The organism is Streptomyces lichenis, assembly GCF_023218175.1.
Taxonomy (GTDB): domain Bacteria; phylum Actinomycetota; class Actinomycetes; order Streptomycetales; family Streptomycetaceae; genus Streptomyces; species Streptomyces lichenis.
Genome location: NZ_JALPTH010000024.1, coordinates 1 through 12,432, shown reverse-complemented (window position 1 = coordinate 12,432; position 12,432 = coordinate 1). Strand labels below are relative to the sequence as shown.

Below are 12,432 nucleotides of genomic sequence, written 5' to 3'. Positions count from 1 at the left end.
CGACCGGCCGACCACCGGGGTCGGCCCCCGCGCCCACCCCGGGACCCCGGGCCTCCCGGCGGGCGCCTCGGCGGGCGTCCGGTTTCGGACGCGGCTGTCACAGGCACGTCGTACGCTGGGAAACCCCGGCCCGTGTGACGTGTCGGGCCTTCCGCGTTGCCCCCGCCCCCGCTGACCCCTCCCGCCCCCCGCGCCGACCCCCCGCCCCCTTCACGCCCCCGTGACCCCCGTATCTCCCCGGATGGACGCCTCCATGAGCTTGCACGGTCTGCTCGACGCCGTCGTCAAGGACCCCGCCCTCGCCGACGCGGTCAAGGCCGCCGCCGACGGCCGCCGGCCCCAGGTGGACCTGGTCGGACCGCCGGCCGCCCGGCCGTTCGCGATCGCCGCGCTGGCCCGGGACGCCGGCCGCCCGGTGCTGGCGGTGACCGCGACCGGACGCGAGGCGGAGGACCTGGCGGCGGCCCTGCGTACCCTCCTCGACCCCGACAAAGTGGCCGAGTTCCCGTCCTGGGAGACGCTGCCGCACGAACGGCTCTCCCCGCGCTCGGACACCGTGGGCCGCCGCCTCGCCGTCCTGCGCCGGCTGGCCCACCCGTCCGCCGACGACCCGGCCACCGGCCCCGTCTCGGTCGTCGTCGCCCCCATCCGCTCCGTACTCCAGCCGCAGGTCAAGGGGCTGGGCGAGCTGGAGCCGGTGGCCCTGCGCACCGGGCAGCAGGCCGACCTGGAGCAGATCGTCCAGGGACTGGCCGCGGCCGCCTACGCCCGCGTCGAGCTGGTCGAGAAGCGCGGCGAGTTCGCCGTACGCGGCGGCATCCTGGACGTCTTCCCGCCCACCGAGGAGCACCCCCTGCGGGTGGAGTTCTGGGGCGACGACGTCGAGGAGATCCGCTACTTCAAGGTGGCCGACCAGCGGTCCCTGGAGGTCGCCGAGCACGGTCTGTGGGCGCCGCCCTGCCGTGAGCTGCTGCTCACCGGCGAGGTACGGGAGCGGGCCGCCGCGCTCGCCGAGGCGCACCCGGAGCTGGGCGAACTGCTGGGCAAGATCGCCGAGGGCATCGCGGTGGAGGGCATGGAGTCCCTGGCCCCGGTGCTGGTGGACGAGATGGAGCTGCTGCTCGACGTGCTGCCGGCCGGCTCGATGGCGGTGGTCTGCGACCCGGAGCGGGTCCGCACCCGGGCGGCCGACCTGGTGGCCACCAGCCAGGAGTTCCTGGCCGCCTCCTGGGCGGCCACCGCGGGTGGGGGCGAGGCCCCCATCGATGTGGGCGCGGCCTCCCTCCGCGGTATCGCCGACGTCCGGGACCGGGCCCGTGAGCTGGGCATGATGTGGTGGTCGGTGTCACCCTTCGCCGCCGACGCGGAGCTGGACGAGGACACCGTCACCCTCGGGATGCGCGCCCCGGAGACCTACCGGGGCGACACCGCCCGCGCGCTGGCCGACACCAAGGGCTGGCTGGCCGACGGCTGGCGGACGGTCTTCGTCACCGAGGCGCACGGCCCCGCCTCCCGTACCGTCGAGGTCCTGGGCGGCGAGGGCATCCCCGCCCGCCTCGACCGCGACCTGGCCGCCATCTCCCCCTCCGTCGTCCATGTCTCCTGCGGCTCCATCGACCACGGCTTCGTCGACCCCGCCCTCAAGCTGGCCGTCCTCACCGAGACCGACCTCTCCGGCCAGAAGGCGGCCGGCAAGGACGGCGGCCGGATGCCGGCCCGCCGCCGCAAGACCATCGACCCGCTCACCCTCGAAGCCGGCGACTACATCGTGCACGAGCAGCACGGTGTGGGCCGCTACATCGAGATGGTGCAGCGCACCGTGCAGGGCGCCACCCGCGAGTACCTGCTGGTCGAGTACGCCCCGGCCAAGCGCGGCCAGCCCGGCGACCGGCTGTACATCCCCACCGACCAGCTGGAGCAGGTCACCAAGTACGTGGGCGGCGAGGCCCCGACCCTGCACCGGCTGGGCGGCGCGGACTGGACCAAGACCAAGGCCCGGGCCAAGAAGGCGGTCAAGGAGATCGCCGCCGACCTGATCAAGCTCTACAGCGCCCGGATGGCGGCCCCCGGCCACGCCTTCGCCCCGGACACCCCCTGGCAGCGGGAGCTGGAGGACGCCTTCCCCTACGCGGAGACCCCCGACCAGCTGTCCACCATCGCCGAGGTCAAGGAGGACATGGAGAAGACGGTCCCGATGGACCGGCTGATCTGCGGCGACGTCGGCTACGGCAAGACCGAGATCGCGGTGCGCGCCGCGTTCAAGGCGGTGCAGGACGGCAAGCAGGTCGCCGTCCTGGTCCCCACCACGCTGCTCGTCCAGCAGCACTTCGGCACCTTCTCCGAGCGGTACTCGCAGTTCCCGGTCAACGTCCGGGCGCTCTCCCGCTTCCAGACCGACACCGAGGCGAAGGCCACCCTGGAAGGGTTGCGGGACGGCTCGGTCGACATCGTCATCGGCACCCACCGCCTCTTCTCCTCCGAGACCAAGTTCAAGGACCTCGGCCTGGTCATCGTGGATGAGGAGCAGCGCTTCGGCGTCGAGCACAAGGAGCAGCTGAAGAAGCTGCGGGCCAACGTGGATGTGCTCACCATGTCCGCCACCCCCATCCCGCGCACCCTGGAGATGGCGGTCACCGGCATCCGCGAGATGTCCACCATCACCACCCCGCCCGAGGAGCGGCACCCGGTCCTCACCTTCGTCGGCCCCTACGAGGAGAAGCAGATCGGCGCCGCGCTGCGCCGCGAACTGCTCCGCGAGGGCCAGGTGTTCTACATCCACAACCGGGTCGAGTCCATCGACCGGGCCGCCGCCCGCCTCCGCGAGATCGTCCCCGAGGCGCGGATCGCCACCGCCCACGGCCAGATGTCCGAACAGGCCCTGGAACAGGTCGTGGTCGACTTCTGGGAGAAGCGCTACGACGTCCTGGTCTCCACCACGATCGTGGAGTCCGGCATCGACATCTCCAACGCCAACACCCTGATCGTGGAGCGCGGCGACAACTTCGGCCTCTCCCAGCTGCACCAGTTGCGCGGCCGGGTCGGCCGGGGCCGGGAGCGCGGCTACGCCTACTTCCTCTACCCGCCGGAGAAGCCGCTCACCGAGACCGCCCACGAGCGGCTGGCCACCATCGCCCAGCACACCGAGATGGGCGCCGGTATGTACGTGGCGATGAAGGACCTGGAGATCCGCGGCGCGGGCAACCTCCTCGGCGGCGAGCAGTCCGGCCATATCGCGGGCGTCGGCTTCGACCTCTACGTCCGCATGGTCGGCGAGGCGGTCGCCGACTACCGCGCCTCCCTCGACGGCGGCGTCGAAGAGGAAGCCCCGCTGGAGGTCAAGATCGAACTCCCCGTCGACGCGCACGTCCCGCACGACTACGCCCCCGGCGAGCGGCTGCGCCTCCAGGCGTACCGCTCCATCGCCTCCGCCACCACCGAGGAGGACATCAAGGCGGTACGCGAGGAGCTCACCGACCGCTACGGCAAGCTGCCCGAGCCCGTCGAGAACCTCCTCCTGGTCGCCGGCCTGCGCATGCTGGCCCGCGCCTGCGGGGTCGGCGAGATCGTCCTCCAGGGCCCCAACATCCGCTTCGGCCCCGTCGACCTGCGCGAGTCCCAGGAGCTGCGCCTCAAGCGGCTCTACCCCCGTACCGTCATCAAGGCCCCCACCAAGCAGATCCTGGTCCCCCGCCCCACCTCCGGCAAGATCGGCGGCAAGCCCGTCGTCGGCCGCGAACTGCTCGCCTGGACGGGGGAGTTCCTCACCTCGATCCTGGGTTCCTGACCGTACGGGTACGGATGCGGGGCCGGGCCGGCCGCTCCTCCCACCGAGGACGTCCCCCGGCCCCGCCCGCCGCCCCGCCCCCTCTCGTCGCCTCCCGTCCACTGTCCGCTCATCCGACAATCCGACCGGATGACTTATGCCGACCCAGGGGTGTACGGGCCGCATTCGGCGGACGGGCGGACCGCTGCGCGAGGACACTCGGCGATGCCTGTCGGCCTCATATGGGCGGCGGCAGACTCCACCGCGTACGCCAGGAGGAACGAGTTCCCGTGAAGTCCCGTATCACCGCCGTCGCCGGCGCACTGACCCTCGTCGCCATCACCGCCGCCACGGCAGGCGCCGCCGCCCCGGAGCAGGCCCCGCCCACCCGGTCGCTCCACGCCCCCACGGCCCCGGAGCAGGCTCCGGCCACCCGGTCGCTCTACGCGCCCTCCGCGCTGGTCCTGACCGTCAACGACGGCCCCTCCGCCATGGCCGCCGCGCCCCAGCGAGCCGTCACCCTGACCTGCGCCTACGCCCCCGGCGGCACCCACCCGCGCCCTGCCGCCGCCTGTGACGCGCTCCAGGAGGCGGACGGCCGGCTCTCCCGGCTCCACGACACCGGCACCTCCTGCACCCTCGACCTGCGCCCCGTCACCGTCACCCTGCAAGGGGTCTGGCAGGGGCGGCGCGTCGACGAGGCCCGCTCCTTCTCCAACGACTGCGTACGAGGCGCCTTCGGCCCGCTGACCACCTTCTGACGCCCCCGGCCGTACGGGGCCGGGGGCTCCCTGCGGAGAGTCCCCGGCCCCGTCGCCCTGCCCGGGTACCGGGGCGCGGGGCCGGGCGGTACCCGGACGGCCTCAGGCGCGCCGGCGTCCACCGCGGCGGCGCATGGCGAACAGGCACAGCGCGCCCGCCGCAGCCAGCAGGGCGCCGACGCCCGCGATCACCGGCGTCGCCGAGCTGCCGCCCGTGGCCGCCAGGTCCTTCTTCCCGCTGCCGCCCATCTCCGTGTGGTCGGCGGGGGCCGGGGAGGCGGAGGAGCTGCCGGGCGCGGCGGCCGCGTCGGACTCGTCACCGTGCTCCGTGGCGGGCCCGCCGGTCCCCTTCACCGGCTGCGGGGCAGGTGTGTCGGTGCCCTGCGGCTTGACGGAGGACTCGTCCGCCGCGGGCGCGGGCACCCCGCCGAGGCTCACCGACACCGTGGCCGAGCCGCCGCCGGACTTCACCACCTTCACCCCCACCTTGTTCGCCGCGTCCGTCAGCGAGGTGATCGCCTCCGCGTCGCCCTTGCCCTCCCCGGGCGTCGGGTCGAGCAGCCGGGAGTTGTTGTAGTCGCCCTCCGGCACCAGATAGGCGTGCACCCCCTCCACCTCCGCGTCCAGGTTCCCCTCGTCGTCATCGGTGTAGGTCGGGTCCTCGGTCCGGTACTCCACCACCAGCCGGTCCTTGCCGCCGTCGCCCAGCGGGATGTCCAGCGCCCGGACCCCGCCCGCCGCACCGCCGTACAGCGGCTTGAGCGTGAAGGTGGCGGACTTCGTCACGGTGACGGCCTGGCCGCCGGGCAGCCAGCCCTTGCCGATCAGCTCCGGGGCGACGAAGCCGACGCCGGTGCCGCCCCCGCCCATCGGGGTCCGGCCGCTGTGCCCCTCCGCGGTGGTGCAGCGGCTGAGGTCGCCGCCCGGGCACTCGTCGCGCTTGTGGTGGTTGAAGCCCTGGTTGTGGCCGAACTCGTGGACCATGGCCGTCTTGCCGATCTTGCCCTTGCCGACCTGGAGCCAGGTGTTGGGGCCGGGCATGGAGCCGAGCCCGAGCCAGCCGCACTCGCTGCCCTCACCGGGCTGGAGGACCGAGATGGAGTCGTAGTCCTCCTTCTCGACGTACCCGGCCGCCGCCGCGGCCTCCCGGGCGGCCTTGTTGACCGCCCCGGCGTCGCACGGCTTCTGCGGCAGATCCAGCGTGTACGGCCCGACGACCTTCTCCTCCGCGGCCGGAACATAGGTGAAGGCGCCCTGGGACACCTTGGTGTAGTAGCCGGCGATCGACTGCGGCCCGTCGAAGTACTCCTTCGCGGCGTCCTGCCGGAGCGCCTCCGTGTCGACGTGCTGGGCGTCCTTGAACTCCGCTATGACCACCAGCACCCGGTTCCTGACCGGGGCCGGGCCGTCCTCGGCGGCCTGGGCGGCGGGTGCGGCCGTGACGCCGGCGGCGAGTACGGCGGTGGTGGCCGCCGCGGCGGCGAGACCCGTACGGGCGCGCTTGTGCATGGGGGGTCCTTCGGGATCGGTGGGGCGTTACGGGGGTGGGGAGTCCCCCCGCCCACCCCCGTCCCGCCCCTTTACCAACCCTTTGCCGAAGCCGCCGAAGTGCGCCGTTTCAGCCGTCTCAGCCGTCGAACAACGCCCCGTCATACCGGAACCCGAACGAAGAAGACCCGTAGTAATGGCGGTTGGTGCCGATATCGGCGGTGTGCGCCTTCCCCTCGGCGGCGTTCCACCAGTCGTTCAGCCCCAGATACATCCGGTCACCCTCCTGGATGAACCGCGCCTCGCCCGTACCCGCCGGCGCGTACATCGTCCACAACTGGCGGGAGTCGGACGGATCGCAGCCGGCCTGCACGACCGGGGCGTCGTCCGCCTCCGTCCCCTGGTTGGCCAGGCATCGGCCCGTCCCGCCGTTGCGGATCTGCACCCGCCCGTCATCCCCCGGCCGCAGCAGCTCCCACACCTGCCGGCGACTCCCGTCGCAGGCCGCCTCCCGGACCTGGACCCCAACGGCGGCGCTCCCGCCCGGGATCTCCATGCACCGGTCGGTGGCCGCGAGCCGCAGCCGGGTGCGGTCCTCCGCCTTCGGCAGCCACTCGGACGGCGACGGCGAGGCGGACGGCGAGGCGGACGCTGTCGCACTCACCCGTGGCGAGGGCTCGGCACTCGTCGCCCGCGGGCTGGGAGTCTCGGACACCTCCGGCGTGGCGGCCTCCGGCGACCGCACCGGTACGCCACTCAGCACCGGCCCCACCACCGAAGCCCCCTCCCGCCTCCTCTCCCCCTCCTCCCCATCCGGCAGCAGCAGCCCCCCGACCACCAGCGCCGAAGTGGCGACCACCGCGGCCCCCACCGCGACAACCTTCCCGCCCGCCACCGCTGCACCACCCCCGGCCCCGGACCCGGCCCCAGCCGCCCCACCCCCGGACCCGACTCCCGCGACCGCCCCACTCCCGCCCCCGACCCCCGCAACCGCCCCCAACTGCCCACTGACATACGTGTGTCCACCCCACACCAGCAGCCCCACCGGCAGCACCGCACCCAACCGCCGGTCCAGGTCCGCCAGTTCCACCATCGCGTGCCGGCAGTCCCCGCACCCGTCCAGATGCCGGCGCAGCCGCCGGTCCCACCGCCGTCCACCGCGACGGACCGCGGCGGCCAGCAGCGGACCATGGCGCCGGCACTCCTCGCTCCGGCTGCCGCTCTCGGCGTGCGCGCGCAAGTACGCCTCGCGCAGCCCCTCCCGGGCCCGGGCGGTGAGCGAGGTGACCCCGCTGGGGCTCACCCCCAGCAGCACCCCGATCCGCTCGGCCGACTCGCCCTCCACCACGCTGTGCCACAGGGCCGCCTGCCAGCGCTCGGGCAGCGCGCGGAAACCGCGGACCACCATGCTGCGCTCCTCCAGCGCGACCATCCGCTCCTCGCCACCCGCGTACTCCACGCCCCCGGCGGCCGGATCGGCGGCGACCCGCTCGTCCAGCCACTGCTCGAAGTCCTCGCTCAGCTCGGTCCGCCGGGCGGTGGCGGCCCACTCCCCGGCGGTGTGCCGCACCACCGTCAGCAGGTACGGCCGCCAGGCGGTCTCGGGCCCCGCGCCGGACCGTACCGCCCGCAGCACCCGGGCGAACGCCTCCGAGGCCAGGTCCTCGGCGGTGTGCGGATCGCGGGCGAAGGTACGGGCGTAAGCCAGGGCGGCCGGATGGTGGCGCCGGTACAGCTCGGCGAGCGCCGCCTCGTCCCCCGCCCGCCGCACCTCGCCGCCGAGTTCGGCGTCGGACCGCCCGTCGGCGGGCACCGCCGGGTCGATGCGGCCGGGGTGCCGCGCGTGTATGCCGGTCATCTGCGGACCTCGTCCAGGGCGCTCGTCCATCGGAAAGCCGCCGCCCGCGTCCGACCCCCGCCACATCCCGACGGCACCCGGAGCCGGACGGCGGCCCTCCGGGCGCGCTCACCGTACGCCCCTCCCCTCCCACCCGACCAGACCGGACCCGCCCACCGTCCGCCGGTCTGCGTGCTCTGCCGGGCTGACCTAGGTCTGCTCCTCGACCCCTATCGCCGTGCGCAGCTTGTCCCGGGCCGGGCCGGACTCGCCCTGCTGGGCCTCCAGGAGGGCGGCCGCGATGGCGTCCAGTTTCTGCTGCACCGCGTGCTCGGCGCGGCGTTCGCTGTTCTTCAGCAGGGCGAGCAGCAGCAGGGTGACCGCCGTCATCGACTCACCGGCGAGCAGCATCCAGGTGAGCGGTGCCTTGGCGATGTGCACCCCGATGACGATGCCCACCAGGAGCAGGCAGACCCCGAAGAAGGCCGGGCTGCTGGTGAAGTTGGAGGCCTTCTCGGCCAGGTGCTCGAAGGGGCCGCGTCTGCTGCCGCCGCGCTCCGCCGGATGTTCCAGGGTCATGCTCCGCCTCCCGGGCCGAGGGTGCGGCCGGTCCCGCCCCGGCCGTGCGGTGCTCCTGCCCGGGCGCGGGGGAGTGAAGCCCCCGGGCGCCCGGCTTGCCGACCTGGCAAGCTTCCTTGCCGTAACGGCATCCCGCGCCGCACGCTGCTCCCGACTCCGACCGTTCCGCGGCCCGTGTCCCGCATTCCGCGCCGCGCATCCGGGGGAGCGAACGGGCCGCCCCACCCGCAGGGGGACCCATGTCCGTCTCGTCGCCCACCGGCCCGACCGGCTCCGCAGCCGCCTCCGGGCCACACGCCCCTCCGGGCTCGGTGCGCTGGGCGCTGGCGGGGCTGGCCGGGGCCATGCTGCTGTCCTCGCTCGGGACCAGCGTGGCCCAGGTCGCCCTGCCCACCCTGGCGGAGGCCTTCGGCGCCTCCTTCCCGGCGGTGCAGTGGGTGGTCCTCGGCTATCTGCTCGCCGTCACCTCGCTGCTGGTCGCCGCCGGGCGGCTCGGTGACCTGGTCGGGCGGCGCCGGCTGATGCTGGGCGGGCTCGCGGTGTTCACCGGCGCCTCGCTGCTGTGCGGGCTGGCGCCCGGGCTGTGGGCGCTGGTCGCGGCCCGGGTGGCGCAGGGCGTGGGCGCCGCCGTGATGATGGCGCTGACCATGGCCCTCGTCGGCGGGACCGTACCGAAGGAGCGCACCGGCAGTGCGATGGGCCTGCTCGGCACCGTCTCCGCCGTCGGCACCGCCCTCGGCCCCTCCCTCGGCGGCCTGCTGGTCACCGGCCTCGGCTGGCGGGCCGTGTTCCTGCTCAACGTGCCGCTGGCCGCCGCCACCTGGGCCATCGTCCGCCGCCAGCTGCCCGCCGACCACCCCCACCCCACCACCGCCTCCACCATCCGCTTCGACCACGCCGGCACCGCCGTGCTCGCCGCCACCCTCACCGCGTACGCACTGGCCATGACCCTCGGCGGCGGCCCGTCCACCACCCTGAACCTCGCCCTGCTCACCGCCGCCGCGCTCGGCGCGCTGCTCTTCGTACGGATCGAGGCCCGGACGGCCGCGCCGCTGCTCCGGCCCGCGCTGCTGCGCCGCCCCGGGCTGGGCGCCGGGCTCACCACCAGCGCCCTGGTGTCCACGGTGATGATGACCACCCTGGTCGTCGGCCCCTTCCACCTCTCCGGCGCGCTCGGGCTGTCCGCCGCCGTGTCCGGGCCGGCCATGTCCACCGGGCCGGCGGTCGCCGCCCTCACCGGCATACCCGCCGGCCGCCTGGTGGACCGCCTCGGCGCACCCGCCATGACCCGGCTGGGGCTGGCCGTCATGGCCACCGGCTGCGCGGCCCTCGCCGTACTGCCCGCCAGCTCCGGCGTCCCGGGCTACCTCGCCCCGCTGGCCGCCACCACCGCCGGGTACGCCCTCTTCCAGACCGCCAACAACGCGGGCGTGATGGCCGACGTCGACTCCGACCAACGCGGCACGGTCTCCGGGGTGCTGGGCCTCTCCCGCAACCTCGGCCTGGTCACCGGTACGTCGGTGATGGGCGCGGTCTTCGCCTACGCGGTGGGCACCGGCGACCTCGCCACCGCGCCGCCCGCCGACGTGGCCGCCGGGACCCGCACCGTCTTCGCGGTCGCGGCCGCGCTGTCGGCCGCCGCCCTGCTGGTCGCCGCTTCCGCAACGCGCCGCGAGCGACCCGGCAGGGCGTAGGCCGCGAGCCGTAGGCCGCCGACAGGGGCCCTGTCAGCCCTGGCGCCGGAAGACCACCTCCGGGTGCCGGGCGGACGGACCGTCCAGCAGCTTCCGGTCCAGCCCCTTCAGATGCTGGTCGAAGAAGGCCGTGACATAGGCGCGCGTGATCTCCTGCGAGCGGGTGCCCGACAGGGGCTCGTCCGGGGTGAGCAGTCCCAACTGGTCACCCAGGACCGGGATGTCGGTGAAGGTGAAGTGGCCCGACCCGGTGACGCTGATCCAGCGCTTCCAGCCGTCCAGCAGCGGCCAGTCGCGGGCCCAGGTGCTGTCGTCCTCGCCGGTGCCGAACAGCAGGAACGGACGGCCGCCCAGCCCCTCGGCCGGTACGGGCTCCATGAACGAGCCGTCGAGGTTCGCCCCGGCGCGGACGCGCTGGTCACGGACCATGGTGGACATGGCGGAGGCGCCGCCGATGGAGTGGCCGGCCATACCGATCCGGTCCCGGTCGATCATGCGGGCGTGGCGCCAGGCCGGGTGGCGGTCGGCGAGCAGCCGGTCCAGCAGGAAGGAGACGTCCCGCGCCCGGCCCGGAGGGACGACGCCGTACCCGCCGGGCTGGGTCTGCTCGCAGGCCGCGCAATCGAGCAGGCGCCCGCCCGGGAAGGCCGTGCCGACGGACTCGTAGGCGTGGTCCACGGAGGCGACGACATACCCCTGGCCGGCCAGTTCCTCGGCGAGCAGGGTCAGAGTGGAGCGGTGGACGCTGAACCCCGGCGACAGCACCACCAGCGGGTGCCTGCCGCGCACGGGCGAGGCGCCGGGGCGGGCATTGGTGCGGGTCCTGCTGAGCGTGGTGGCGGACACCGCGTCGCCCAGCCCCCGGCTTTCGAGGAAGGCCCCGGCCTCGCCCCTGGTCATATAGGGGGCCGTCCGGCCGCCGCCGGGCCGGGCGGGGTAGTACATCGACACCATCAGCTCCCGCGCCCCCGCCTGGGGGACCCACGGGTCGGCACGGCTGCGGTCGACCAGGTGCAGGGTGTCCCGTCCGACCGCGTACCGCCCGGTGGGCGCCGGGAGTTGCAGTCGTACCCGGGCGGAGTCGGCGGCGACCGGGGCGGTGGCGGCGTGGGTCGCACCCGAGCCGATCAGGACGAGGGACAGGCCGAGCAGTGCGGCTGTGGCGCCACGAGGCAGTGAACGCGATCGATTCATAGCCGCGAGGCTAGGCAGCGGGGCGGCCCGCGGTCGTCCTCCTCCGGCCCGAGCGCTGTGCGACTCCGGTACGGCACCCGTCTCCTCCCGATGGCCGACGATCCCGTCCGAGCCGGACATGAAGCCCTGATATCGCGGGCATGCCCATGCTCATGACGACGGTTCACAGCGGCCCGGAGCGGCCGGTCCTGCCCGCCGCGGTGCGAGGTGGCCCGAGGCGCGGTGCCCTGTCCGCCGCGGCCCTCGCCGCCGCCACCACCGCCATGGTCCTGCTCGCCGGGTGCGAGACGCTGCCCGAGATCGACACTCCGGGCGACCCCTCCGCCGCCCCGGGTGTCCCCGGTGACGGCCGGTCGGTGAGCCCGCTGGACAACCCGGACGGCACCCGTCCCGGCCTCGCCGCCCTCACCTCGGCGGCCCAGCAGGCGAAGGCCCGGGCGGTCATCGACAAGGTCGCCGTCAAGGGCCGGGGCCCCAAGACCGGCTACGACCGCGACAAGTTCGGCCACGCCTGGCTGGACACCGCCGACGGGGTGCCGCTGGCCCGCAACGGCTGCGACACCCGTAACGACCTGCTCAAGCGCGACGGCCAGAAGGTCAGATTCCGGTCCGGGTCCGACTGCGTGGTCATGTCCCTGACCCTGGCCGACCCCTACACCGGCAAGGACATCGCCTGGAAGAAGGCCGACGCGGCAGAGGTCCAGATAGACCACGTCGTCCCGCTCTCCTACGGCTGGCAGATGGGCGCCGCCCGCTGGCCCGAGGCCAAACGCCGCCAACTCGCCAACGACACCCTCAACCTCCTCCCGGTCGACGGCTCCACCAACTCCGCCAAGCGCGACTCCGGCCCCGCCTCCTGGCTCCCGCCCAGCAAGCCGATCCGCTGCGCCTACGCGGTCCGCTTCGCCCAGGTGGCCGTGAAGTACGAACTGCCGGTCACCCCGGCCGACAAGAAGGCCATGCTGGCGCAGTGCGGGGGGTGAGAGAGCCCTGCCCGTCTGGGGGCTCGCGTGATGCACGCAAGCCCCCGGACGCCGCCGCTACTGCTCCCCGGCCTCGGCGAAGACTTCGTCGGCGGACTCGGCGGTGAGGGCCCGCAGCATCCACTGGTTGAGC

General features: G+C 74.3%; 8 protein-coding genes. 4 read left to right on the top strand and 4 right to left on the bottom strand.

Going from position 1 to position 12,432, the window contains the following annotated elements:
• Window positions 1–253: 253 nt before the first annotated feature.
• Together mfd and M1O15_RS22520 are read left to right on the top strand one after the other, a co-directional pair.
• On the top strand, window positions 254–3,784 hold the full coding sequence (gene mfd, locus M1O15_RS22525; RefSeq protein WP_248635942.1) for a transcription-repair coupling factor: 3,531 nt from the start codon (window positions 254–256) through the stop codon (window positions 3,782–3,784).
• Window positions 3,785–4,053: 269 nt separating this feature from the next.
• On the top strand, window positions 4,054–4,524 hold the full coding sequence (locus tag M1O15_RS22520; protein WP_248635941.1) for a subtilase-type protease inhibitor: 471 nt from the start codon (window positions 4,054–4,056) through the stop codon (window positions 4,522–4,524).
• A 102-nt stretch (window positions 4,525–4,626) separates the two neighbouring features.
• On the opposite strand, the gene M1O15_RS22515 is transcribed toward M1O15_RS22520, so the two are convergent.
• The 3 genes from M1O15_RS22515 to M1O15_RS22505 form a co-directional block, all read right to left on the bottom strand.
• On the bottom strand, window positions 4,627–6,033 hold the full coding sequence (locus tag M1O15_RS22515) for an LAETG motif-containing sortase-dependent surface protein (protein WP_248635940.1): 1,407 nt from the start codon (window positions 6,031–6,033) through the stop codon (window positions 4,627–4,629).
• A 118-nt stretch (window positions 6,034–6,151) separates the two neighbouring features.
• Window positions 6,152–7,870, bottom strand: coding sequence for a sigma-70 family RNA polymerase sigma factor (locus tag M1O15_RS22510; RefSeq protein WP_248635939.1), 1,719 nt, complete (start codon window positions 7,868–7,870; stop codon window positions 6,152–6,154).
• Between the two features lie 189 nt (window positions 7,871–8,059).
• Window positions 8,060–8,428 carry a low affinity iron permease family protein gene (locus M1O15_RS22505; RefSeq protein ID WP_248635938.1) on the bottom strand — a complete coding sequence of 123 codons (369 nt, stop codon included), beginning with the start codon at window positions 8,426–8,428 and terminating at the stop codon, window positions 8,060–8,062.
• Between the two features lie 239 nt (window positions 8,429–8,667).
• Between M1O15_RS22505 and M1O15_RS22500 the strand changes: the two genes are divergently transcribed.
• On the top strand, window positions 8,668–10,122 hold the full coding sequence (locus M1O15_RS22500) for an MFS transporter (protein WP_248635937.1): 1,455 nt from the start codon (window positions 8,668–8,670) through the stop codon (window positions 10,120–10,122).
• Window positions 10,123–10,155: 33 nt separating this feature from the next.
• On the opposite strand, the gene M1O15_RS22495 is transcribed toward M1O15_RS22500, so the two are convergent.
• A complete protein-coding gene (locus M1O15_RS22495) occupies window positions 10,156–11,316 on the bottom strand; it encodes an alpha/beta hydrolase family protein (protein WP_248635936.1) in 1,161 nt (386 codons plus the stop codon).
• 263 nt (window positions 11,317–11,579) lie between these two features.
• Between M1O15_RS22495 and M1O15_RS22490 the strand changes: the two genes are divergently transcribed.
• Complete coding sequence (locus M1O15_RS22490) at window positions 11,580–12,299, top strand: HNH endonuclease family protein (protein WP_248636042.1); 720 nt, start codon at window positions 11,580–11,582, stop codon at window positions 12,297–12,299.
• Window positions 12,300–12,432: the final 133 nt, after the last annotated feature.